At 71.4% G+C, this 23751-nt stretch carries 23 protein-coding genes; 8 read left to right on the plus strand and 15 right to left on the minus strand.

The features are described 5' to 3' along the window. Positions 1–114: 114 nt before the first annotated feature. From FHR82_RS32590 to rimO, 3 genes are read right to left on the minus strand one after another with little or no spacing between them, the layout of a single operon-like run. Entirely contained in the window at positions 115–627 is a 513-nt protein-coding gene (locus FHR82_RS32590; protein WP_184814436.1) for a CinA family protein, read from the minus strand. After that, entirely contained in the window at positions 620–1246 is a 627-nt protein-coding gene (pgsA, locus tag FHR82_RS32595; RefSeq protein WP_184814437.1) for a CDP-diacylglycerol--glycerol-3-phosphate 3-phosphatidyltransferase, read from the minus strand. Before pgsA ends, FHR82_RS32590 begins: the two co-directional genes overlap by 8 nt. Further along, positions 1243–2667 carry a 30S ribosomal protein S12 methylthiotransferase RimO gene (gene rimO, locus FHR82_RS32600; RefSeq protein WP_376706458.1) on the minus strand — a complete coding sequence of 475 codons (1425 nt, stop codon included), beginning with the start codon at positions 2665–2667 and terminating at the stop codon, positions 1243–1245. Before rimO ends, pgsA begins: the two co-directional genes overlap by 4 nt. Positions 2668–2893: 226 nt before the next feature. On the opposite strand from rimO, the gene FHR82_RS46655 reads away from it, so the two are divergent. Then, a complete protein-coding gene (locus FHR82_RS46655; RefSeq protein WP_311771402.1) occupies positions 2894–3379 on the plus strand; it encodes an amino-acid N-acetyltransferase in 486 nt (161 codons plus the stop codon). A gap of 110 nt (positions 3380–3489) precedes the next feature. Beyond that, a complete protein-coding gene (locus FHR82_RS32610; RefSeq protein WP_184814438.1) occupies positions 3490–4008 on the plus strand; it encodes a phospholipase in 519 nt (172 codons plus the stop codon). A 6-nt stretch (positions 4009–4014) separates the two neighbouring features. Here FHR82_RS32610 and FHR82_RS32615 read toward each other — a convergent pair whose 3' ends face one another. Both FHR82_RS32615 and FHR82_RS32620 read right to left on the minus strand, forming a co-directional pair. Then, positions 4015–4290 carry a hypothetical protein gene (locus tag FHR82_RS32615; RefSeq protein ID WP_184814439.1) on the minus strand — a complete coding sequence of 92 codons (276 nt, stop codon included), beginning with the start codon at positions 4288–4290 and terminating at the stop codon, positions 4015–4017. Positions 4291–4354: 64 nt separating this feature from the next. Then, positions 4355–5485, minus strand: coding sequence for a lipase family protein (locus tag FHR82_RS32620; RefSeq protein WP_184814440.1), 1131 nt, complete (start codon positions 5483–5485; stop codon positions 4355–4357). Positions 5486–5563: 78 nt separating this feature from the next. Here FHR82_RS32620 and FHR82_RS32625 point away from each other — a divergent pair, with 78 nt between their 5' ends. Then, on the plus strand, positions 5564–6463 hold the full coding sequence (locus FHR82_RS32625) for a carcinine hydrolase/isopenicillin-N N-acyltransferase family protein (RefSeq protein WP_184814441.1): 900 nt from the start codon (positions 5564–5566) through the stop codon (positions 6461–6463). Here FHR82_RS32625 and FHR82_RS32630 read toward each other — a convergent pair. Beyond that, positions 6460–9057 carry an FtsK/SpoIIIE family DNA translocase gene (locus FHR82_RS32630; RefSeq protein WP_376706459.1) on the minus strand — a complete coding sequence of 866 codons (2598 nt, stop codon included), beginning with the start codon at positions 9055–9057 and terminating at the stop codon, positions 6460–6462. The two genes, FHR82_RS32625 and FHR82_RS32630, sit on opposite strands and share 4 nt — an antisense overlap. 217 nt (positions 9058–9274) lie before the next feature. Between FHR82_RS32630 and FHR82_RS32635 the strand changes: the two genes are divergently transcribed. Beyond that, entirely contained in the window at positions 9275–10024 is a 750-nt protein-coding gene (locus FHR82_RS32635; protein WP_225944115.1) for a lysophospholipid acyltransferase family protein, read from the plus strand. Here the strand turns inward: FHR82_RS32635 and FHR82_RS32640 are convergent, their stop codons facing one another. Continuing rightward, positions 10025–10498, minus strand: a complete 474-nt coding sequence (locus FHR82_RS32640; protein WP_311771373.1) for an Lrp/AsnC family transcriptional regulator — start codon at positions 10496–10498, stop codon at positions 10025–10027. A 95-nt stretch (positions 10499–10593) separates the two neighbouring features. Between FHR82_RS32640 and FHR82_RS32645 the strand changes: the two genes are divergently transcribed. After that, a complete protein-coding gene (locus tag FHR82_RS32645) occupies positions 10594–11589 on the plus strand; it encodes an EamA family transporter (protein WP_184814445.1) in 996 nt (331 codons plus the stop codon). 178 nt (positions 11590–11767) lie between these two features. On the opposite strand, the gene FHR82_RS32650 is transcribed toward FHR82_RS32645, so the two are convergent. The 6 genes from FHR82_RS32650 to FHR82_RS32675 all read right to left on the minus strand — a co-directional run bounded on the left by FHR82_RS32650 (position 11768) and on the right by FHR82_RS32675 (position 19371). Continuing rightward, positions 11768–12898: an FAD-binding oxidoreductase gene (locus FHR82_RS32650; RefSeq protein WP_184814446.1), complete on the minus strand. Its 1131-nt coding sequence runs from the start codon at positions 12896–12898 to the stop codon at positions 11768–11770. Between the two features lie 93 nt (positions 12899–12991). Further along, positions 12992–14668, minus strand: a complete 1677-nt coding sequence (locus FHR82_RS32655) for a ribonuclease J (protein WP_184814447.1) — start codon at positions 14666–14668, stop codon at positions 12992–12994. Then, positions 14665–15678 (minus strand): 4-hydroxy-tetrahydrodipicolinate synthase, encoded by a 1014-nt coding sequence (gene dapA, locus FHR82_RS32660; RefSeq protein ID WP_184814448.1) that lies wholly within the window; start codon positions 15676–15678, stop codon positions 14665–14667. The genes FHR82_RS32655 and dapA overlap by 4 nt, the downstream gene beginning before the upstream one ends. Positions 15679–15688: 10 nt before the next feature. Then, a complete protein-coding gene (locus tag FHR82_RS32665) occupies positions 15689–17146 on the minus strand; it encodes a serine/threonine-protein kinase (protein ID WP_311771374.1) in 1458 nt (485 codons plus the stop codon). Positions 17147–17256: 110 nt separating this feature from the next. Next, positions 17257–17907 carry a TIGR03085 family metal-binding protein gene (locus FHR82_RS32670; protein ID WP_184814449.1) on the minus strand — a complete coding sequence of 217 codons (651 nt, stop codon included), beginning with the start codon at positions 17905–17907 and terminating at the stop codon, positions 17257–17259. Between the two features lie 24 nt (positions 17908–17931). Then, positions 17932–19371: a serine/threonine-protein kinase gene (locus tag FHR82_RS32675; protein ID WP_311771375.1), complete on the minus strand. Its 1440-nt coding sequence runs from the start codon at positions 19369–19371 to the stop codon at positions 17932–17934. A 22-nt stretch (positions 19372–19393) separates the two neighbouring features. On the opposite strand from FHR82_RS32675, the gene FHR82_RS32680 reads away from it, so the two are divergent. Then, positions 19394–20488: a DNA polymerase IV gene (locus FHR82_RS32680; protein ID WP_184814451.1), complete on the plus strand. Its 1095-nt coding sequence runs from the start codon at positions 19394–19396 to the stop codon at positions 20486–20488. On the opposite strand, the gene FHR82_RS32685 is transcribed toward FHR82_RS32680, so the two are convergent. Both FHR82_RS32685 and thyX read right to left on the minus strand, forming a co-directional pair. Then, positions 20485–20862 (minus strand): ACT domain-containing protein, encoded by a 378-nt coding sequence (locus FHR82_RS32685; protein ID WP_184814452.1) that lies wholly within the window; start codon positions 20860–20862, stop codon positions 20485–20487. The two genes, FHR82_RS32680 and FHR82_RS32685, sit on opposite strands and share 4 nt — an antisense overlap. Before the next feature lie 5 nt (positions 20863–20867). Beyond that, on the minus strand, positions 20868–21620 hold the full coding sequence (gene thyX, locus FHR82_RS32690; protein WP_184814453.1) for an FAD-dependent thymidylate synthase: 753 nt from the start codon (positions 21618–21620) through the stop codon (positions 20868–20870). A 111-nt stretch (positions 21621–21731) separates the two neighbouring features. On the opposite strand from thyX, the gene FHR82_RS32695 reads away from it, so the two are divergent. Together FHR82_RS32695 and FHR82_RS32700 are read left to right on the plus strand one after the other, a co-directional pair. After that, positions 21732–22271 carry a toxin-antitoxin system HicB family antitoxin gene (locus FHR82_RS32695; RefSeq protein ID WP_184814454.1) on the plus strand — a complete coding sequence of 180 codons (540 nt, stop codon included), beginning with the start codon at positions 21732–21734 and terminating at the stop codon, positions 22269–22271. 5 nt (positions 22272–22276) lie between these two features. Further along, the gene (locus tag FHR82_RS32700) at positions 22277–23194 is read left to right on the plus strand and encodes a DUF4097 family beta strand repeat-containing protein (RefSeq protein WP_184814455.1); all 918 of its coding nucleotides are present in this window, start codon (positions 22277–22279) and stop codon (positions 23192–23194) included. The last annotated feature ends 557 nt before the right edge of the window (positions 23195–23751 follow it).

A 23751-nucleotide genomic window follows, 5' to 3' on the forward strand; every position in this document is an offset into this window, starting at 1 on the left:
GTTACCGAGACCTCGCGATCATCGGCAGCGACATCACCGTCCGTACGCCAAGGGCGAACGAGTGAACCCGCCCCGGTGTTCCCTCAAGTATGGCGGACCTGCTCGAGCCCGGCCCTAGTCCTGCTGGTCCGCGAGCTTGCTGAGCAGGCCCAACGCCGCCGCGACGGCCCCCGCGCGGACCTGGTGGCGGTTCCCGTCGATACCGATGGTGCGCACTTCCGCCACGTCCGGGCCCGACACGCCGATGTGGACCACGCCGGGCTCGATCCCGTCCTGCTGGTCCGGTCCTGCCACGCCGGTGAGCCCGACGCCCCAGGTCGCGCCGCACGTGACGCGGGCCCCGTCGGCCAGCTGCGCGGCCACGTCCGGGTGCACCGCACCGTGTTCGGCGAGCAGTTCGTCGTCGACTCCGGCGAGCTCGTGCTTGAGCGGTGTCGCGTACACCACCAGCCCGCCCCTGACCACGGCCGACGACCCGGGCACGCTCGTCAGCACCGCCGCGACCAGCCCGCCCGTGAGGGACTCGGCGGTCGCGACCGTCTGGTACTTCTTCTTCAACGCGCCGACCAGGTCCGCCAATTCCGCCGCGTCGACGCCGACGAACTCGGCGAGCGGGTTCCTACCCATGTGTGGCCCGCAGGCGGAGCGCCCGCACCACGTAGTCGACGCCGGTGATCACGGTGAGCGCGAGCGCGATGCCCATGCCCGCCCACAGCAGCGGGTCGAGCGCGGCGGGCAGCGGCAGCAGGTACAGGCCGATGGCGATGATCTGCGCGAACGTCTTGACCTTGCCGCCGTAGCTCGCCGCGATCACGCCGTAGCGGATCACCCAGAACCGCAGCAGCGTGACCAGGATCTCCCGGCCGGCGATGGTCAGCGTCACCCACCAGGGCAGCTCCCCGAGGGCGGAGAGACCGACGAGGGCGGCGCCGGTGAGCGCCTTGTCCGCGATGGGGTCGACGACCTTGCCGAAGTCGGTGACGAGCCCGTACTTGCGGGCCAGGTGACCGTCGATGAAGTCGGTGATCGACCCGACGGCGAACACGAGGAACGCCACCATCCGCCAGCTGTCCGACACACCGTCGTCGGCGAACAGGGCGAACAGGAACACCGGCACCAGTGCCAGCCTGGTGACGGTGAGGATGTTCGCGATGTTGACGAGTGGCACCTGCGCCACGGCGGGTGGGCCCAGCGCCTCTCCCGCGGCTCCTGCCGGCGTCGTGCCGTCGGCAGGCGTGGCACTCATCGGAGCACCTCTAACGGCCGCACCACCAGGTCGACGCCTTCGGACTCGACCACCTTGCCGACCACGAAGTCACCCACCGAGATCCCCGCGCCGTCCGGACCGGCGTCGAGCAGCAGGCATTCGCCGTCCACCTCGGGCCCCTGGTGCGCGGCGCGCCCGGCGACCCCGTCCTCGTCGTCGCGTTCGACCAGCACGCGCACCTCGTCCCCGATGCGGTCCTCCGCGCGCTGCGTGGTCAGCTGTTCGACCAGGTCGGAGACCCGCGCGACCCGCGCGGCGACCTCGGCGGGGTCCAGCTTGCCGTCGAGTTTCTCGGCCTCGGTGCCGTCTTCGTCGGAGTAGCCGAACACACCAACCACGTCCATCCGTGCCTCGGTGAGGAAGTGCTCCAGCTCGGCCAGCTCCTCCTCGGTCTCACCGGGGAAGCCGACGATGACGTTGCTGCGGATGCCGGCGTCGGGGGCGAGCGCGCGGATCTGGTCGATCAGCGCGAGGAACGACTCGGTGCCGCCGAAGCGGCGCATCCTGCGCAGCACGGTCGAGCTGGCGTGCTGGAAGGACATGTCGAAGTAGTCGGCGACGCCGTCGGTGCCCGCGATGGCCTTGAGCAGGGCGGGACGGGTCTCGGCGGGCTGCAGGTAGGACACGCGGACGCGCTGGATGCCGGGCAGCGCGGCGAGGCGCGGCAGCAGCAGCGACAGCGCGTCGGGGCCGCCGTGCTCGCGGCCGAGGTCCTTGCCGTAGGACGTCGAGTTCTCGCTGACGAGGAACAGCTCGCGAACGCCCTGCTCGGCGAGCCAGGCGCCCTCGGCGACGATCTCGTCCGGGGTGCGGGACACGAACGCGCCGCGGAAGGACGGGATCGCGCAGAACGAGCAGCGCCGGTCGCAGCCGGAGGCGATCTTCAGCGACGCGAACGGGGCGTCGTCGAGCCGCTTGCGCACCACCCGGGGGCCCCAGCCGTGGCCGGGCACGGACAGGTCGGCCGGCTTGCGCTCGACCGGGGTGATCGGCAGCAGCGTGCGCCGGTCCACCGGCTGGTGGGAGGCGACGGCACGGCCCGCGACGACGTCGTCGAGCCGCTCCCCCAGGTTCGGGTAGTGGTCGAACCCGAGCACCGCGGCCGCCTCCGGCAGGCTCTCGGCCAGCTCGGCGCCGTACCGCTCGGCCATGCAGCCGACGGCGACGACCTTCGCGCCGGACTCGGCGGCGTCGAGCAGCACGTCGACGGAGTCCTTCTTGGCCGACTCGACGAACCCGCAGGTGTTCACCACCACGACGTCGGCGCCAGCACCCGTGCCGTCGGTGACCTCCCAGCCACCCGCGGCGAGACGGCCGGCCAGTTCCTCGGAGTCGACCTCGTTGCGGGCGCACCCGAGGGTGAGCAGGGCGGCACGGCGCGACGGTGGTGGTGTTGACACGTGCTTCAGGGTAACTGCCGTTCCCGCCACCAGGGCCCGATGTGCCTCCGATGGGTCTCACGTGGCAGGTTGGGCCCTTGTGAGCGAGAGCGACGGAGCGGACGCCGTCTGGACTGAGGAGCGCGCGCAGGCGCGAGGAACGAGCGCCGAGCACGCGACGAGGGAAGACGGTGTGCTAGCGGAGGAGCGACGCGAACAGTCGAGCACCGCGAGCGAGCAGGTTGTGGTGGTGCGGCGGGCGCGGGTCGGAGACGTGCGGGGGATCAAGTCCATCATCGACACGTACGTGGGCAAAGTGCTCCTGGCCAAGGAACTGGTCACCCTGTACGAGGACGTGCAGGAGTTCTGGGTGGCCGAAGTGGACGGCGAACTGGTCGGCTGCGGCGGGCTGCACGTGCTGTGGGAGGACATCGCCGAGATCCGGTCGATCGCGGTGCTGCCGGACACGGCGCGCCTCGGCATCGGCGGGCTGCTGGTCGAGCGGCTGCTTGCGGTGGCGCGGGACCTCGGCCTGCAGCGGGTGTTCGTGCTGACCTTCGAGACCAAGTTCTTCGCGCGGTTCGGGTTCGTCGAGATCGACGGCACCCCGGTGAGCGCCGAGGTGTACGAGCAGATGCGCCGCTCCGCCGACGAGGGTGTCGCCGAGTTCCTCGACCTGCCCTACGCCAAGCCGAACACCCTGGGGAACAGCCGCATGCTCCTCGAACTCTAGGTGTTCCCCTATCGATACCGAGATTTGAACCGATCAGGGGTTCCCCGGCCACGTGGGAACGGGCGTAATTGATCAGACCCTGTTCCTGACTGATCGCGAGGGAGATCTCCGTGGCCACGTCAACCCTGCGCCGTGCCGCCCGGGCATTCGTCACCACCGTCGTCGTTTCCGGCACCGTGTTCGCCGGTGCCGCCACCGCGTCCGCCGCGCTGGACCCGGCGCAGCTGCGCCAGGTGACCGACCAGTACCTGTACACCACGAGCCTGAACGGCTTCCAGACCGTGCGGTCGCAGCAGCCGTACAACGGACAGCTCGACTGGGGCTCCGACGGCTGCTCCAGCTCGCCGGACAACCCGTTCGGGTTCAACTTCGTGAAGGCCTGCTACCGCCACGACTTCGGGTACCGCAACTACAAGAAGCAGTCCCGGTTCACCGAGTCGACCCGCCTGACGATCGACAACAACTTCAAGGAAGACCTGTACGAGATCTGCGCGGGCAACTGGGCCTGCAACCGGACCGCGGACGTGTACTACGCGGCGGTGCGCCAGTTCGGCGCCAGTTCGGTGTCGACGGCGCAGGCTGTGGACAAGGCTGCCAACGCCGCCAAGGCAGCCGCTGCCGTCAGCTGACCCGGCTCACTGCCAGGGGCCCTGCTGAGGTGGATAGGGCCCCTGGGGTGGCGGCCCCGGCGGCGGGTACTGCTGGGGCGGATAGTGCTGTTGCGGGTGGCCCTGCTGCGGGTACTGCGGGGGATAGTGCTGGGGCGGGTACTGCTGCCCATAGGGCGGCGGGTAGTTCGGCGGGAACCGCGGCCCCCGCTTCTTGCTCGCGCGCACGGCGAGCGTGACCCCGACCGCGATCCCGATCACCGCGACGATGATCAGCAGCTCCGGTACCCCGAGATTGCCCATCAGAACCCCCGAATCCCCTGGCCGACGTGTACGGGAGAGCGTACGCGCCGGCCGGGGGCCCGGCTCAGCAGTTGCCGGTCGTGGCGCGGCCCGCCAGGCGGTCGGCGACCCAGCTCGTCACGCTCGGGCTCATCACCGCCGCCGTCACGAAGTGGGGGCCGGTGTTGGTGCGCTGGAACGTCACGTTGCCGCCGCCCGCGCACCACGCGGACCGCAGGGCGACGCTCACCTGTACGGGCAGGATCTCGTCACCGTTCGAGTGATACAGCAGCACCGGCACCCGGGGCGTGGTGCCGCCGAGCTTCTGCTCGTCGACCCTGGCCGACCACTCGGGGCGGCTGAGCACGTCCTCCGTCGTGTAGTCGGCCATCGACCTGCCCGAGTACTTCGTCTGCAGCTCGTCGGTGCAGTCGTCGCGGATGTCGGTGATCGCCTCGCGGCCGGTGTCGTTGAGGAACGGCGTGATGTCCAGCTCCGGGTAGGTGATGTCGAGGCCGTAGCCCGCCGCGAGCACCAGGCCTGCGTTGTCGCCGCCGTCGTTGTGCTCGGCCACCACCTTCAGGTCGGCGGGCGGGGCACCGACCGCGTAGGCGGCGATGTTCAGCTGCGGCGCGTAGGTCGGCGCGAGCTGCGCGGCCCAGCCCGCGGCGTGCCCGCCCTGCGAGTAGCCGACGATCGCGACCTTCGTGTTCGCGGACAGGCCCGTGCCGGGCAGCCGGAGCGCGGCGCGGACGGCGTCGAGCGTGGCGTTGCCCTCGGACCGGCCCGCCATGTAGGTGTGCTCGCCCGGCGTGCCGATGCCCTCGTAGTCGGTGAGGGCGACCGCGAAGCCGCGGGTGGCGTACTGGTGGATCAGCAGGCCCTCGGTCTCGTCGCCCGCCTCGAGGTGGCGGGACGGCGCGCACTGGTCGCCGAGGCCGTGCGTGCCGGGTGCGTAGCCGACGACCGGGGTGCTGGCGTTGGCGCCCCTCGGCACGATCACCGTGCCGCTGACCGTGATCGGGGCGCCGGTCGCGGACGTGGACTGGTAGGTGATCGTCCAGACCTTGGCGTAGAAGAAACCGGGCGCGCTGACGGCGCGGGCGGAGATCACGTCGCCAGGTGCGGCGGCGACGGCGGGCGTGGCGGCGGCCGGTGGAGCAACCGACAGTGCGGCAGCGAGCAGGGTTGCTGCCGCCAGATGGCGTACGAACATGTGCCCTCCAGAGGTTCAGACCATACCTCCAATTTAACTCGCCAGTAACTTGGCGTGAAGGGCCCTAAACTTCCCAGAATGCGCCTGGTAATGGTGTTCCTGATGCTGGTGCTGGCCGGTTGCACGGCCGCGCCGGCCCCGTCGGCACCACGCGACCACGTGCTGCGCCAGCTCGACGATCATCCACTGTGGACGATGCGGTACGACGGCGACTACGACCGGATGAAGAACGTCACCCGGCCGACGCCCACCACCCCGTTCGGCTGCTCACTGTTCGCCACCAACGACGCCGATGACCCGCTGTTCGCCCGCAACTTCGACTGGGACCCCGCGCCCGCGATGCTGCTGTTCACCGACCCGGCCGACGGCTACGCGTCGGTGTCCATGGTCGACCTGTCCTACCTGGGCATCACCGACCCGGCCACCGAACGCGACAAGCTCGTGGACGCGCCGCTGCTGCCGTTCGACGGCATGAACGAGAAGGGCCTCGCGATCGGGCTGGCCGCGGTCGACGACGCGGAGCCGGGCACGCGCCCGGACCGGCCGACGGTCGGCAGCGTCCGGATCATCCGCCTGGTGCTCGACACGGCCGCGACGGTCGAGGAGGCCAAGCGGGTCTTCGAGGAGCACAACGTCGACTTCGACGGCGGTCCGCCGCTGCACTACCTGGTGGCCGACGCGACCGGGAAGTCCGCCGCGATCGAGTTCGTCGACGGGGAGGTCGTCGCGCTGCCCACGCAGGCGGCGGTCAACTTCACGCTGTCCGGCACCGACGAGGACACCCGCCGGGCCGACACCCGCTACCGCACCGCGACCGAGGGCCTCTCCCCCGGCATGGACTGGCGCGCGGCGATGGACCTGCTCGGCGAGGTGCGGCAGAACCACACCCAGTGGTCGGTGGTCTACGGGCTCGGGACCCGGACCGTGCACGTGGCGACCGGCAAGCGGTTCGACCAGGTGCACCGGCTGACGCTCTAGTCCTCGCCGTCGAAGTCGTCGTCTGACGCGGGCGGTCCGCCGCCGCGGATCGTGTACAGCACCGAGTCCAGCTCGTCGGGCTTCACCAGCACGTCGCGGGCCTTCGAGCCCTCGGACGGGCCGACGACGCCACGGCTCTCGAGGAGGTCCATCAGGCGCCCGGCCTTCGCGAAGCCGACCCGCAGCTTGCGCTGCAGCATCGACGTCGACCCGAACTGCGAGGTCACGATCAGCTCGGCGGCCTGGATCAGCACCTCGAGGTCGTCGCCGATCTCCTCGTCGACGTCCTTCTTCTCCGCCGCCTTCGCCGAGGTCACGCCGTCGGTGTACTCGGGCTGCGCCTGTTCCTTGACGAAGGAGACCATCGCGTTGATCTCTTCGTCGGTGATGAACGCGCCCTGGACGCGGATCGGCTTCGACGCGCCCATCGGCAGGTAGAGCCCGTCACCCATGCCGATCAGCTTCTCCGCGCCCGGCTGGTCCAGGATGACCCGCGAGTCGGTGAGCGACGAGGTGGCGAACGCCAGCCGCGACGGCACGTTCGTCTTGATCAGGCCGGTCACCACGTCCACCGACGGGCGCTGCGTCGCCAGCACCAGGTGGATGCCCGCGGCACGCGCCTTCTGGGTGATCCGCACGATCGCGTCCTCGACGTCGCGCGGGGCGGTCATCATCAGGTCGGCCAGCTCGTCGACGATCGCGAGGATGTACGGGTAGGGCCGGTACTCGCGCTCGGAACCCGGTGGTGCCTGGATTTCGCCGGATCTCACCTTTTTGTTGAAGTCGTCGACGTGCCGGACCCGGTTGGCCTGCATGTCCTGGTAGCGCTGCTCCATCTCCTCGACCAGCCACGTCAGCGCGGCCGCGGCCTTCTTCGGCTGCGTGATGATCGGGGTGATCAGGTGCGGGATGCCCTCGTAGGGCGTCAGCTCCACCATCTTCGGGTCGATCAGGATCATCCTGACCTCGTCCGGGGTGGCCCGCGCGAGCAGCGACACCAGCATCGAGTTGACGAAGCTGGACTTGCCGGAACCGGTGGAGCCCGCGCACAGCAGGTGCGGCATCTTGGCGAGGTTCGCGGTGACCATGTGGCCCTCGATGTCCTTGCCGAGGCCGATCACCATCGGGTGCGTGTCCTTGACCGCGGTGTTGGACCGCAGGACGTCACCGAGCCGCACCATCTCGCGGTCGGAGTTCGGCACCTCGATGCCCACCGCGGACTTGCCGGGGATGGGCGCGAGGAGCCGCACGTTGTCGGTGGCCACCGCGTACGCGATGTTCTTGGTCAGCGCGGTGATCTTCTCGACCTTCACCGCCGGGCCCAGCTCGATCTCGTACCGCGTGACGGTCGGGCCGCGGGTGAAGCCGGTGACCTGCGCGTCGATGGAGAACTGGTCGAGCACGCCGGTGATCGCCTCGATCATGGCGTCGTTGGCGCGGCTGCGGGTCTTGGGCGCGTCGCCCGCCTCGAGGATGTTCGGGTCCGGCAGCGTGTAGTCGCCGTCGACCACCCGCGGGGTGAGCGCGAGCTGGCCCTGGCCACCCGCGTCCTTGGCCTGCGGGATCTCGGCGACCTCGACGGGCTTCTTGCGCTTGCGTGGCGGCGGGGCGGGCTGGGCTGCGGCGGCTGGGGGCTCCGGGGGCGGCGGGATCTCCTCGCCGACGCCGGTCTCGGCGAGCGGTGGCGCGGCGGCGCCGTCGGCCATGGTGGCCTGGCGGCGGCGCGACGGGCGGCGCAGCCGGACCGGCTCCGGCTCCTCGGTGTCGTCCTGGCCCGGCAGGTCGAGGCCCTCGGCCTCGTAGCCTTCGCGGTCCTCGGGGTCCATGCCCAGCTCACGCAGCCGGGTCGGGATGTCGCGGAAGCGGGTGCCGGTGAACACCAGCACACCGAAGCCCAGCACGAGCGCCAGCAACGGCAGCGCGACCCACGCGGTGACGCCCTTGGCGAGCAGCCCGCCGGACACGTACCCGAGCGCGCCGCCCGCGTACATGCGGCCGAGGTTGTCGGCGGGCTGGTCGGCGAAGATGTGCAGCACGCCGAGGATCGCGAGGACGAACAGCAGCGCGCCGATGACCAGGCGGGGCCGCTTCTCCGGCTGCTGGTCCGACCGCATCAGTGCGATGCCGACGACGAGCAGCGTCAGCGGCAGCGCCATGGCGGCGGCGCCGACGACCGACCGCGCGCCGACCTCCAGGTAGTGGCCGACGGGTCCGGCGGCCTGCCACCAGATGCCCGCGCCCGCGATGACGCCGACGGCGATCAGGCCGAACGCGAGACCGTCGCGGCGGTGCGCGGAGTCCAGCTCCTTGGTGCGGCCGACGGTGCGGGCGAGGCTGCCGACGCCCTTGGCCAGCAGGTTCCAGCCACCGCGCAGGCCACGGCCGACCGCGCTCGTGACCGAGCCCTTCCGCGCGGGCTTGCGTGCCGGTGGGCGGCGGGCGGCGGGACGGGCAGCGGACCTGGTCGACTTGGCGGACTTGGCCGGCGGCCTGGACGACCTGGTCGAGCCGCTCTTGGCGCGGGCACCGCTTCCGGAGCCGCCACTCGCACCGCGGCCCTTGGGGCTTCTGGAAGCTGCTGTCCGGTTCGCCACAACCCCCCACGGTAGTCGCATCAGCCACAGGAGTCACTCACGGCACACGAACACCGGGATGTCGACATCCGCTGGCGGACCCCGGCAGGGGTCGTGCGATGCTCCGCTCATGGTCGCGCTGTCTCGCCGCACTTCCGAGTCGACACGCCGGTGGCCCCGCCGCGGGCCGTTGGCACGGCGACCCCGGCCGCAGCAGGTCTCGCTGGCCTGGCGGGCGATGACGCGGTTCGACGTGTGGTTCGTCCGGCTGGTCGGCAAGATCGAGATCACCGGCTCGCTGCCCGCCGAACTGCGGCACAAGCCCATGCTGATCGCGGCCAACCACATCGGCATGTTCGACCCGTTCGTGCTCACCGCCGCGCTGCGGCTCGCCGGGGTGAGCCCGCGGTTCATGCTCACCGGCGGGCTGCTGGACGCGCCGGTGATCGGATGGGGCCTCAAGCTCGGCGGCAGCCTGCGGGTGGACCGCGGCAAGGCGAACGTCATCGAGGCGTTCGACCGGGCCACGACCGCGCTGCGCGAGACGCCCGGCCCGGTGCTGGTGTACCCGGAGGGCCGCGTCAGCCGCGACCCCGGGCTGTGGCCGGAGCGCGGGAAGAGCGGCGTGGCGCGGATGGCGCTGACCGGTGACGTGCCGGTGCTGGCGATCAGCCAGTGGGGCGCGCACGAGGCCGTGTACTGGGGCACGGAGGTCGTGACCGGGTGGCGGGACGTCCTGCCGCTGCTGACGTCGTGGCTGCGCGCGGTCCGCGACCGGCCCACGTTCAAGGTGCACTTCGGCCCGGTCGTGGACCTGTCCGACCTGTCCGCCGCGAAACCCGGCGACGCGATCCGCGCCCACAAGCGGATCATGCAGACCATCGCGGACAACCTGGTGCCGCTGCGCGCCGACGAGCTGGACAAGCCGAAGTTCCACGACCCCACCCGGCCGACGGACAGCAAGAGCCCCTGGAAGCCGCAGGTGTAGCTACAGCTTCAGGGCACGGGCCGGGATCGCCGTGCCGGTGCGGATGGGGTTGAGCACGAACAGGGTCGAGTACCGGCGGACGTTCAGGGCCTCGGTCAGCAGCCGCTCCGAGACCTCCTTGTGGTGGGCCATGCCCGAGGTCGTCAGCACCACGACGTAGTCCCACTCGCCGGAGACCACGTACAGCTGCTGCACCTCGGGTGCCGCGAGGAGCTTGCGCTGGAACGCGTCGTGCAGCCGGGGCGACTCGCGTTCCACGGCGACCAGGCACACGGCGTACACCAGGTCGTGGCTGACCTTCGGGTCCAGCACGGCCGAGGTGCGGGCCAGCAGGCCGCTCGTCCGGTAGCGCTCCATCCGCCGCTGCACCGCGCTCGGCGACAGCCCCACGACCTCACCCAGCTCCCGCAGGGTGCGGCTCGCGTCGGTCTGCAGTTCGTCCAGCAACAGGTGATCGATCTCGTCCAGCTTCACGCAAAAATTTTGCGTCATGCCGGGAAAAAATTCAATTGGCGTCCGCACCTTCTGACATACCGTGAAGGCACTGCCAGGGAAAGGAAAAACCGGGGATGACGACTACGGTGACGACCCAGCCGATCACGTCGGCCACCAGTCAACCGTCTACGACGGTTACGCGTGGCACGGTGCTGATCGTGCTGGCGTCGATCTGCTTCGGCACCTCCGGCCCGTTGGTGAAACCGGCCATGGACGCCGGGCTGTCGCCGCAGCAGGTGGTGAGCTTCCGCATCGGGCTCGCGGCGGCGCTGCTGCTGGTGTTCGTGGCCGCGACCCGGCCGAAGCTGCTGCGGCTGCGGCGGTCCGACCTGCCGCTGCTCCTCGGCTACGGGCTGGTCGGGGTGGCCCTGGTGCAGTTCCTGTACTTCGCGGCGGTCTCCCGCATCCCGATCGGCGTGGCGCTGCTGCTGGAGTTCACGTCACCGGTGCTCGTGGCGCTGTGGGTGCGGTTCGTGCGGCGCGTGATCCTGCCCGCCCGCATGTGGGTGGGCACGGCGCTGGCACTGGTCGGCCTGGCGATGGTCGCCGAGGTGTGGCAGGGGCTGCGGCTCGACGCGCTCGGCCTGCTGTTCGGCGTCGCCGCGGCGCTGTGCGCTGCCGCGTACTTCCTCATCGGCGAGCGCGGGGTCAGCACGCTGCCCGCACTGGGCCTCGTCACGTGGGGCATGGTCATCGGCGCGGTCGCGGTCGCGGTGGTGGCGCCGCCGTGGTCGCTGCCGGGCGACATCATGGCGAGCGACACGGACTTCGGCGGGCTGACCGTGCCCGTGTGGACGCTGCTGGTCACGTGCGCGGTGGTCAGCACGGCCATGGCGTACCTCCTGTCGATCAGCGCGATGCGGTACCTGCCGGCGAACGTGGTCAGCGTGATCGCCCTGTGCGAGCCGATCGTGGCCATCACGCTGGCGTGGCTGGTGCTCGGCCAGGCACTCACGCTGGTGCAGGTGCTCGGCGCGGGAGTGCTGCTCGTCGGCGCCACGATCGTGCAGCTGGCCTCCCGTAAGCCGAAGGTCGTACTGACGGAGGACGAGGTTCACCCGCAGGTCTGATGACGTGGCAGCCGTCACAGCGAGACGCTTTCCGCGATACACCAGGCAGGACGAGCGTCGAAGCAGGTGACAGCCATGATGCCGACGAGGCGAGAACAGCGCAGGGCACGACGGGCGTTGCTGCGGCAAGTCTTCACCGTGGGCTGCGCCCTGGCCGTCGCGCTCGCGAAACGCTGAGCTACGCGGCCACCGTGCACGTCACGGGCGGGATGCTCTTGACCGGGGTGAACACGCGGTCCGGGTCGTAGGCCGCCTTGACCTCGCGCAGCCGCGCGTAGTCGGCCGCGGTGTACGCGGTGTGGGTGCGGGCCGGGTCGTGGAGCCAGTTGAGGAACGAGCCACCGGTGCCGTTCGCGACGACCGGCGCGACCACCTCGGCCGGCCCGTCGACGACCACGGAGAACGGCACGTCGCGGTGCCCGATCGGACCCGCGTCCGCGCCGGGCCGCGCCATGGCGCCACCCCACCGCCGCACCTCGACCGTGTTCGCGCCGCCGTGGACCGCGTCGACGATGGCCGCGACGGGCACGTCGTGCCGCAGGGTGAAGTTGTGGGGCGCGGTGCCGCCGACCGTGCCGCTCTCGGTGTAGGACATGGCGCGCCAGCCGTCGGCGACCGGCTCGCCGAGCCACAGCGGTGCCAGCGCACGGCGGGCGTCCTCGGCCGGCCCGGCGTACATGCCGCGGATCGCGACGGACTCGCGGGTGAGCACGACGTTCGCGGTCAGCTCGTCCGGGATGTCGGTGTCCCGGTAGGCGGCGAGCACGTCGGCGGCCAGGTGGAGCGGGAAGGTGGCGGTGCCCGCGTACACGGTCCCGGCGGGGTACAGCCTGAACTCGAGCGCGGTCACGACGCCGAAGTTGGCGCCACCGCCCCGGATCGCCCAGAACAGGTCCGGCTCCCGGTCGGCGGAGATGGTGCGCGGCTCACCGTCGGCGGTGACGATCTCGGCCCGCAGGACGCTGTCGGCGGCGAACCCGTACCGGCGGGACAACCAGCCCATGCCCCCGCCGAGCGTGTACCCGACCACGCCGACGTCCGGCGAGGTCCCGGACAACGGCGCGAGCCCGAACGGCGCGGCAGCGGCGATGACCTCACCCCAGCGCACCCCCGCACCGACCCGGGCCACCCGCCGCCCCGGGTCGACGAACACGCCGGTCATCCCGGCCGTGGTGATCACGACGGCGTCGTCGGCGGCGGGCATGGGCCCACCGTGCCCGGTCGCGTACACGGCGACGGGCAACCCGTGCTCCCGCGCGGTCGACACTGCGTTCCGGACGTCGGCCGAGGTGGTGGCATCGGCAATCATCACTGGCTCCCTGGGGCGTCGATCTGTAGGTGTCACCCACAGGTCGAACACGCAGACGCGCGATCGACACGCGAAGCCAGAAATTTTGGGGAGCTAGACCGGGATCACCGTCGGGACGATCATCGGACGGCGGCGGTACGTGTCGGCGACCCAGCGGCCCACCACCCGGCGCACGGACTGCGCGATGCGGTGGGTGTCCGTGATCCCCTCCGACTCGGTGTGCGACAGCTCCATCTCCACCAGCGACACGACCTGGTCGAGCGCCTTCGGGTCATCGGAGAAGCCACGGCCCGAGATGGTCGGCGGCCCGAGCGCGCGGCCGGTGGTCGAGTCGACCGCGACCGTGATCGCGATGAAGCCGCCCTCGCCCAGGATCAACCGGTCGGACAGGGTGGACTCGCCGACGTCGCCGACCGAGAGACCGTCCACGTACACGTGGCCCACCTCGACCCGGCCACTGATCGAAGCGCGGCCGTCCACCAGGTCGACGACCACACCGTCCTCGGCGATCACCACGTGGTCGGCAGGCACGCCCGTCGCCACGGCCAGTGCCGCGTTCGCGCGCAGGTGGCGCCACTCGCCGTGGACCGGCATGACGTTCGACGGGCGCACCGCGTTGTAGAGGAACAGCAGCTCCCCCGCCGACGCGTGACCCGACACGTGCACGCGCGCGTTCCCCTGGTGCACAACGGAAGCACCGAGCCGGGCGAGCCCGTTGACGACACCGAACACCGCGGTCTCGTTGCCCGGGATCAGAGAGCTGGCCAGCACGACCGTGTCACCCGGGTAGATCTGGATCTGGCGGTGCTCGCCGCGCGCCATGCGGGACAGCGCCGAGAGCGGCTCGCCCTGCGACCCCGTCGACACGAACAGCACCTCGCGCTCGGGCAGCTGCAGCGCCTCGTGCAGGTCGACCAGCAGCCCCTCCGGCACGTTCAGCAGACCGAGGTCCACGGCGATGCCCATGTTGCGCACCATCGACCGGCCGACCAGCGCGACCCGCCTACCGAAGCGGGCGGCCACGTCGAGCACCTGCTGCACGCGGTGCACGTGGCTCGCGAAGCACGCCACGATCACCCGCTGGTTCGCCCGCGAGATCACGCCCTCGAGCACCGGGCCGATCTCGCGTTCCGCCATCACGAAGCCGGGGACCTCGGCGTTGGTCGAGTCCACGAGGAACAGGTCGACACCCTCGTCGCCGAGGCGGGAGAAGCCGGCCAGGTCGGTGAGGCGGCCGTCGAGCGGCAGCTGGTCCAGCTTGATGTCGCCGGTGTGCAGCACCAGCCCGGCCGGGGTGCGGATGCCGACCGCCAGCGCGTCCGGGATGGAGTGGTTGACCGCGAAGAACTCGCACTCGAAGTCGCCGTAGGACACCCGGCCACCCTCGGTGACCTCGACGAGGTTCGGGGTGAGCCGGTGCTCCTTGCACTTCGCGGCGACCAGCGCGAGCGTGAACCGCGACCCCACCACCGGCAGGCTGGGCCGGTGGCGCAGCAGGAACGGCACCGCGCCGATGTGGTCCTCGTGGCCGTGCGTGAGCACGACCGCGTCGATGTCGTCCATGCGGGACTCGATCGCGCGGAAGTCCGGCAGGATCAGGTCCACGCCGGGCTGCTGGTCCTCGGGGAACAGCACGCCGCAGTCGACGACGAGCAGGCGGCCGCCGTACTCGAAGACGGTCATGTTGCGGCCTATCTCGCCGATCCCGCCCAGGGCGACGATGCGCAACCCGCCGTCGGCCAGCGGTCCGGGTGCGGCCAATGGCTTCACGGATGAACCTGCCCGGCGCTCGTGTGGGTGGTGGTGGCGATGTACGCGGCGGCGGCGTCGGCGTGGGCCACGCGTGCGGCGGCGACGTCGGACGGTGCGGCGTCGGCCAGCGGCACGCCCGCGTCACCGAGGTCGGACGCGATCAGGGCTATCTGCTCTCTCGTCGCGGGTGGCAGCGGCAACCGGGGATCGCCCGCCTGGTGGCCGCGCAACCGCAGCGCGGCCTTCGAGAAGATCACGCCGCCGACCCGGCCCATGGCCCGGTACACCGGCAGCAGTCCACGGTGGACGGTCCGGGCGGTGCTCACGTCGCCGTTCTCGTACGTCTCGACCATGCGGCGCAGCCTGCCGGCCACCACGTGCCCGATGACGGAGACGAACCCGACGGCGCCGACCGACAGCCACGGCAGGTTCAGCGCGTCGTCACCGGAGTAGTAGGCGAGGTCGGTGCTCGCGATGACCTCGCTGCCCGCCAGCAGGTCGCCCTTGGCGTCCTTCACGGCCTGGATCCTCGGGTGCTCCGCCAGCCTGCGCAGCGTGTCGACCTCGATCGGCACGACCGAGCGCGGCGGGATGTCGTAGAGCATGTTCGGCAGGCCGCTCGCGTCGGCGACCGCGGTGAAGTGCGCGACCAGCCCGGCCTGCGGCGGCCGCGAGTAGTACGGGGTGACCACGAGGAGCCCGTGCGCGCCCGCCTGCTCGGCCTGCTGCGCCAGGTGCACCGAGTGCGCGGTGTCGTAGGTGCCGACCGACGCCACGACCGAGGCCCGGTCCCCCACCGCTTCCACGACCGCCCGCACCAGCTCGGCCTTCTCCGAGTCGGAGGTCGTCGGTGACTCGCCGGTGGTCCCGCTGATCACGAGACCGTCGTTGCCGAGGTCGACGAGGTGGTTCGCGAGGCTCTGCGCCGCGCCGAGGTCGAGCTTGCCGCTCGAGTCGAAGGGGGTCACCATCGCGGTGAGCACCTGGCCGAACGGCCGTCCTGGCTTGGCGGTCGGGCACGTGTTCATGCCGGAGACGCTACTCCACGACCAGGTATGACTTTTCGAGCTGGTGGTTGTCCGCCGCGTACAGCACGCAGTGCGTGTCGCGGTGCTCCTCCCAGGCGTCCTTTGTGGGCACGAGCGCGCGATAGCGCAGTCCGTCCTTCCTGGTCTCCGGGATCATCACCGCGGAATCGAAGATCATCCGGCAGACCGCCTCGGTGTAGGTGACCAGCCCGTCGTGGCCCGGGTACTTGATGTCCGGCCACGTGTCGGACTCGCTGGGCGAGCTGTAGAAGGTGCGGGTCTGGAAGACCTGGAACACGTGCATCTGGTCGCACTCGACCTGCGTGCTCTCCGTGATGTGCCTGCCCTCGGTCAGGTCGCTGGCCATGCAGCCGCCCGGGGGGTAGGAGCTCCACGACAGCTCGAGGAGGTAACCGTTCTCGCCGTACGTCAGCGGCGGGTCCATCTCGGCAGGCCTGCCCTCCCCCGGCTCCGGCTCGGTCGCGATGCGGGTGGCGAACCCGCCCGCGAACAGCGCGGCCGCGGCCATCAGCGCGACCGCCGTGACCACACCCCACCGGCGCCCGCGGGGTGCCGAGTGCGGTGCGTAGTGGGTGGTCGCCTGGGGCGTCATCGCCGCGGTCTGTGCCAGGAAGCCGCTCGCGGGGGTCATCGTGACCTGCGCGAGCAGCCCGGCGACCTGCTCCGCCGACGGCCTGGCCTCGGGGTGCGTGTTGAGCAGGCCCATGATCACCGACGCGAGCGGGCCCTGGCAGCGGGTGAGGAAGGGGACCTCGTTGAGGATCGCGTGCATGCTCGCGGCCGCGGTCGCGCGCTCGAACGCCGCGTACCCCTCGACCGCGAAGAACAGGACCGCGCCCAGCGCCCACAGGTCGGAGCCCGCGTCGGCGTGCTGGCCGTGCAGCCGCTCCGGTGCCATGTAGACCGGCGAGCCGACGAGGATGCCGCTCGTCGTCAGGCGCGGGTCGTCGGTCGACTGGGCGATGCCGAAGTCGGTCAGTTTCACCCGTCCGTTGGACAGCACCATGATGTTCGACGGCTTCACGTCCCGGTGCACGACACCGGCCGCGTGCGCCGTGCGCAGCGCGGACAGCAGCTGCTCGGCGAGCCTGGCCACCGCGTCCTGCGGCAGCGGCCCCCGGTCGCGGACCAGGTCGGTGAGGGTGGTGGCCTCGATCAGCTCCATCACGATGTACGTGGTGCCCTCGTCGCGGACCACGTCGTAGACGGTGACGACGCCGGGGTCGTTCAGCCGCCCCGCCGCGCGGGCCTCGCGCAGCACCCGCTCCTCGAACACCTCCCGCTCGGCGGGCACCACCCCGTCGGGCAGGTGCAGCTCCTTGATGGCCACCTGCCTGCCGATGGTGCGGTCCTCCGACAGCCACACGACGCCCATGCCGCCGCGGCCGATCTCCCGCAGCAGGGCGTACCGGCTCGCGACCACTCGCTGACCGACCTGCTCCGTCACCTTCCGGCCTCCTCGTCGCCCGGTTCGTCGCCCGGTCTGGTTACTCGGACCGGTGAGGAGGATGCCAGGTTCCGTCGAATTCGCTCACGGTGTTCAGGAATTCGCTTCGCTCACAACCCGCGGCTGAGGCCCTGCACGGCTCCGATCGCGGACTGCTCGCCGTCGAACTCGACCCGCGCGGCGTCCCGCCCGAACGCGAACAGCAGCAGCTCACCGGGCTCGCCGGTGACGGTGACGGTGTTCGGACCGCGCTTGACGACGATCGACTCGCCACCGAGCGGAGCCTGCGGAGCCGATGCCGGCCGGGCGAGGACGAGCCCGACGGGGGTGCGCCGCAGCGTCATCTTCCCGGCCCGCTTCAGCCCGGCCCACAGGGCGGCGTCGCGCTTCGCGTCGGGCTCGCGCGGCGTCCAGCCCTCCTGGCCGCGGCGCACGTCCTCGTGGTGGACGAACAGCTCGATGCTGTTGACCAGCTTGTCCACGGCGGGCAGGCGGGTCGGCCACCACAGGGGCGGGCCGCCGCGGACGAGGCCGACCAGCTCACGCCACGGCCTGCGCGCGTAGGTGTCCTGCACGCGCTTGGTGTGCCCGGCGAACGCGGACAGCAGGATGCCCGGCGCGGCGTCCAGCCGGTGCTCCCGCACCACGAGGTGTGCGGCGAGGTCCCGGGTCTGCCAGCCCTCGCACAGCGTCGGCTGGTCGGGACCCAGTTCGTCGAGCAGGTCGCACAGCGCGGCACGCTCGTCCGTGGCAACAGACATGCCCCGAGCCTACCGACGGGTAGCTCACTCCTGCGGGGTCACCGGCTTCGACAGCTGCGTGCGGTCGGTGTTGCGGACCGCGCAGAGCACGGACTGGTCACCCTGTTCCGAGTCGGTCCACGTCGCCTCGGTCGGCAGCAGCGTCACGTAGGACCGGCCGCCGCGCTCCTTCTCCACGACGTGGGTGTCGTCGTTGAACACGACCGAGCAGATGCTCTCGCCGAGGGACGCGAGGCGGTCCTTGCCCGGGTAGCCCATGTCATCCGACTGGTACAGCTCGGTGCCGTAGACCATCTCGAAGTCGTGCAGCTCGTCGCAGGTGACACTCGACGGGACGCCGCGCCCCCGCTGCAGCGGGGAGCTGCCGCAGCTGCCGGGCGAGACCTGCAGCTCGGGGATGTCGCCGTTCTCGCCGTAGGTGAACGTCTCGCCCTTCGCCGGGTCGACGACGGGCTCGACCAGCCCGGTGCGGCCGGAGAACCAGCCACCGGCGAACGCGCAGGCGACCAGCACCGCGACCACGGCCACGATGGGCCAGGACCTGCGTTTCCCGCGCGGCGCGGGCGCGAGCTGGGTGGCATGCGGGCCGGGGTACATCGCGGTCGCCGCGGCGGCCACCGTCTGCTCGCCGGTCGGGGTGCCGACCTGCGCGAGGAGCCCGCGCACCTGCTGCGCGGACAGCCGCGCCTGCGGGGTCGCGTTCAGCAGGCCCATGATCACCGACGCGAGCGGACCGTGGCCACGCGTCAGGTAGGGCACCTCGCTGACGATCGCGTGCATGGTCGCGGCGGTGGTCGGCCGCTCGAACGCGGAGTTGCCCTCGATCGCGAAGAACAGCGACGCGCCCAGTGCCCACAGGTCGGAGCCCGCGTCGGCCTGCCTGCCGTGGATGACCTCCGGCGCCAGGTAGGTCGGCGAACCGAGCAGGATGCCGCTGCTGGTCAGGCGCGGGTCGTCGGTGGTCTGCGCGATGCCGAAGTCGGTCAGCTTCACCCGCCCATTCGGCTGCACCATGATGTTCGACGGCTTCACGTCGCGGTGCACCACGCCCGCGGCGTGCGCGGCCTCCAGCGCGGACAGCAGCTGCTCGGCGATCCGCGCGACCGCCTCGTGGCCCAGCGGGCCCTGGCGGGCGACGATGTCGGTCAGCGTCGGCGCCTGGATCAGCTCCATGACGATGTAGGTCGCGCCCGCTTCCTGCAGCACGTCGAACACCGTGACCACGCCGGGGTCGTTGAGCCGCCCCGCCGCACGTGCCTCGCGGAGCACGCGCTCCTCCAGCACCCGCCGTTCCTCCGCAGGCACACCGGCCGGGAGGTGCAGCTCCTTGATGGCGACCCGCCTGCCGATGGTCCGGTCCTCGGCGAGCCACACGATGCCCATGCCGCCGCGGCCGATCTCCTCGAGAACGGCGTACCGGCCGGCGATCACCCGCTGACGGGTTACTTCGGGCTGCTGTGTCACCCGCAGGATGTTAGATGGCCGTATGGCGGCCTGGGTGCTCCACGTCGACCTCGACCAGTTCATCGCGGCGGTCGAGGTACTGCGGGACCCGTCGCTGGCCGGGAAACCCGTGGTCGTTGGCGGGCGGGGCGACCCGGCCGAACGCGCGGTCGTGGCCACCGCGTCCTACGAGGCGCGGGAGTTCGGCGTGCACTCGGGCATCCCGCTGCGGCTGGCGAAGAAGCGCTGCCCGGACGCGATCTTCCTGCCGCACGACCCACCCGCGTACGACGCGGCGTCGGCCGAGGTCTACGCGGTGCTGCGGTCGCTCGACGGTGTCGTGGTGGAGGCACTCGGCTGGGACGAGGCGTTCCTCGGCGTCACCACCGACGACCCGGTGGCGTTCGCCCTGTCGGTGCGGGCGGCGGTGCTCGAGCACACCCGGTTGTCGTGCTCGATCGGGATCGGGGACAACAAGCTGCGCGCCAAGCTCGCGACCGGGTTCGCGAAGTGTCGGAACGTGCGCTCCGCAAGCTCCGCGACGTGTCGGGATGTTCGCTCCGCAAGCTCCGCGAAGGCAGCCGGGGTGTACCAGCTGACCAGGGACAACTGGTTCGCGGTGATGGCGGAGCGGCCGACCACCGCGCTGTGGGGCATCGGCGCGAAGACCGGCCGCAAGCTCGCCGAGCTGGGGTTCACGACGGTGGCGGAGCTGGCCCGCGCGGAGCCGGAGGTGCTGGCCGAGCGGCTGGGGCCGCGCATGGGCCCGTGGTACCGGGGACTCGCGCGGGGTGCGGGCAGTGCCGAGGTCACCGACACGCCGTGGGTGGCGAAGTCGCGCAGCCGGGAGACCACGTTCCAGGTGGACCTGACCGACGGCACCGAGATCGCCGCCGAGGTGTCGGCACTCGCCCGGCGGGTCGCGGCCGACGTCGTCGCGGAGGGCCGCCCCGCCGCGCGGGTGGCGGTGAAGGTGCGGTTCGCGCCGTTCTTCACCCACACCCGCAGCATGACGCTGCCGTCGCCGACCGACGACGTCACGCGGCTGACGGAGGCCGCGCTCGCGGTGCTGGCGAAGTTCGAGCTGGACCGCCCGGTCCGGCTCCTCGGCGTGCGCGCGGAGTTCCCCGAGTCCTAAGGGATCTCGTGGCCCGCCTCGCGCAGCGCCTTCACCGCGCGTTGCAGGTCGGCGGCCTTCACCAGCACGTGGTCGGTGTCGTAGGTCGAGACCGCGAACAGGCTCACCCCGGCCGCCGCCAGCTCACCCGCGAGCGCCGCCATGATCCCGGTGAGGTCGAACTCGAGCGGACCGCGGACGGTGAGGAGCCGCCAGCCGGGGTGCGCGTGCTCGGTCTCGGGCGCGACGTCGGTCGGGCAGACGATCGACACCTCGGTCGGCGTGCTGGTGATCGACACCAGCCCGGCCGCCTCGATCCGAGGCGCCTCGGTACCGGCCGGCAGACGACTGACGGTGTAGTCCCCCGGCGCGATGTCGATCGTGAGCCGCTTCACCCGCCTCAGCCCTCGGTGACGAACGGGCTCGACGCGACCTCGGTGCCGTCCGGCAGCTCGGAGATCTTGAAGTCGTCGAAGACGTTGGTCGCCGCCAGCTGCAGCTCGCGGAGGCACTGGATCGCCAGCTGGCGGATCTCGACATCGGCGTGCTCGCTGGCTCGCATCGCGATGAAGTGCCGCCAGGCCCGGTAGTTCCCGGTGACGACGATCTTCGTCTCGGTCGCGTTCGGCAGCACCGCGCGGGCGGCCTGCCGGGCCTGCTTGCGCCGCAGCGTCGCGTTCGGCACGTCCGCGAAGTGCTCCTCGAGCCCCTTGAGCAGGTCGGTGTACGCGGCGACGCTCGCCTCGGCGGCCTTCATGAACTTGTCGTGGAGGACCGGATCGCCCGCGATCACGTCCGGCTCCACCATCGCCGCGTTCCGCTCGGGGACGTAGCGCTGCGAGAGCTGGGAGTAGGAGAAGTGCCGGTGCCGGATCAACTCGTGGGTGAGCGAGCGGGAGATCCCGGTGATGTAGAAGCTCACCGTGCCGTGTTCGAGCACGGAGAGGTGCCCCACCTCGAGGATGTGGTTGAGGTACCCGGCGTTGGTGGCCGTCACGGGATTGGGTTTCTTCCACGACTGGTAGCACGCGCGGCCCGCGAACTCGGCGAGCGCCTCGCCACCGTCCGCGTCCGTCGTCCACGGCACGTCCTTCGGCGGAAAGAACTCCGTCTTGGCGATGAGCTGCACTCTCGGCGACACGGTCTCCGTCATGCCGGAAAGAGTAACCGCCGCACGTGGCGCCGCTTCGCATCGACGCGTGCCGTCACAACGCTGTCGCCAGCGACACTTGCCTGATGTCATTCGTGGTGTCATAGTGACATCATGGATCTCACACCGTATATCGCCTCGCTGCGGGAGGACTTCGCCACGGCCGCCTCGGCCGGCGACGAGAACACCCGCCGCACGGCGGAGGTGCTGGCGGCGGCGCTGGAGCCGGCGGCACGCCTCGCGATCATGAACGCCCTGTCCGACCTGGCCGCCGAGGTGACCGCCGCGCAGGAGGACCACGTCGTCGACGTGCGGCTCGCCGGCCGTGACGTCCAGGTCGTGGTCACGTCCAGGGCACAGCCGCACGACGACCCGCGCGGGAGCGACCTCCCGCCGGTCGACGACACGGCGGGCGGCGACATGAGCCGCATGACGCTCCGGCTGTTCGAACAGCTCAAGTCGAAGGCCGAGCAGGCGGCGGCGGCACAGGGGGTGTCGCTGAACACGTTCGTCCAGCAGGCGGTGCAGGGGGCACTGCACGGCAGGAGCCGCGCGTTCGGTGGCGGCAAGGAGTGGGGCGGCGGCCAGCGTGGCTGGGGCGGCCCCGAGCGCGGGCAGAGCGGCTCCCGCGTGCACGGCTGGTACGAGGGGTGACGGGGATGACTGAAGAGAACGTGGTGCGCAGACAGAGTTTCGACGCCGAGGGCCCGGTCGAGCTGGACCTCGGCACCGGGGGCGGCGGCGTCACGGTGCGGCTGGTCGACGAGCCAGGGGTGCACGTGGAGATCCGCCACGACCCCAGTGCCGCGAGCCCGTGGGCCCAGGGCGTCACCAACCTGATGAGCTGGGTCAGCACCCAGTTCGGCAGCCAGCTGGGCGGCCAGTTCGGCGAAACCGTGCCACCGGGTTCCAACGCCGACGCGGAAGCCGTACGCCAGACCAGGGTGGACTTCAACGCGGGCCGCCTGGTGGTCCGCACACCGAAGGACATCCAGCTCCGCAACATCCCGATCCTGGTGTCCGTCCAGGCCCCGGTCGGCTCCCACGTCGAGGCCCGCACGGGTTCCGGCGACGTGACGGTCAACGGTGGTGCGGGCCGCCTGAACCTCAACACGGGCTCGGGCCGCATCAGCGCCGACCAGGCCGAGAGCACGGTTCACGTGGACACCGGCTCGGGCACCGTGCGCCTGGGCCCGATGGCAGCGGGCCTGCGAGCCAAAACCGGCAGCGGCGACGTGGAGATCACCGCGATCGGCGGCGCAAGCACCGTGGTCACCGGCAGTGGCGACGTCTGGCTGGGTGCCGTCACGGGCGACGTCCTGGCCCGCACGGGCAGCGGCCGCGTGACCATCGCCAACGCGGCGTCGGGCGAACTGGAGCTGCACACCGGCTCCGGCGCCATCCACGTGGGCGTCCGCGAGGGCAGCCCGGCAGAGGTCGACCTGTCCTCCGGCTCGGGCGAAGCCCGCAGCGACCTGGACCTGAAGACCAGCCCACCGGAGTCGAAGCCGTCCCTGCGCATCCGCGGCCGCACCGGCTCGGGCAGCGCACTGGTCACGGCCGCAGCCACGGAGTAGATCACTGCCCACAGGGGGAAAGAACCTGAGCGGCGCCTCCGTTCCCAGCACACGAGGCGCCGCTCAGGCCTGTGCTCGGGCCTCCCGGACAAGATCAACGGCGGCCTCCGGCCCCCGAAATCCAGCGTAACGGCAAGCACCGACAACTTCGGCCGCAGCGGAACGACCCCTGTGGACAACTGCGGAACACGTGCAGGCACTCCCCCGGGCGCACCAGCTCAAGCCCGGGCCGCCCACACAGCCGCGGCCGGTTCAGCGCCCAATCCGACCGCCTCGCCCCGGCCGACACGGCACCCAACCCGACTCGGCCACAGCCCGACCCGGTAGGCGAAGGCGCTCCCCCTGCGCGGTCAGGCACCCAACCCAGCCCGGCCGCTCAGCGAGTCCGGCCGCGCAGCCCGGCCCAGCCACCAGGCCAACCGGGCCCGGCCGCCAGCCCAGTCCGGCCCCACCCGGCCTGGCACCCCAACCCAGCTCAGCTGCTCGGCCCAGGCCAGAACCCCGCTCGGCTCAGCCGCTTACGGATCCAATTCCCAAGCCCCGGCCCGGCCACCAGC

Origin of the sequence: Actinophytocola algeriensis (genome assembly GCF_014203735.1) — a bacterium.
In the GTDB taxonomy this organism is placed as follows: domain Bacteria; phylum Actinomycetota; class Actinomycetes; order Mycobacteriales; family Pseudonocardiaceae; genus Actinophytocola; species Actinophytocola algeriensis.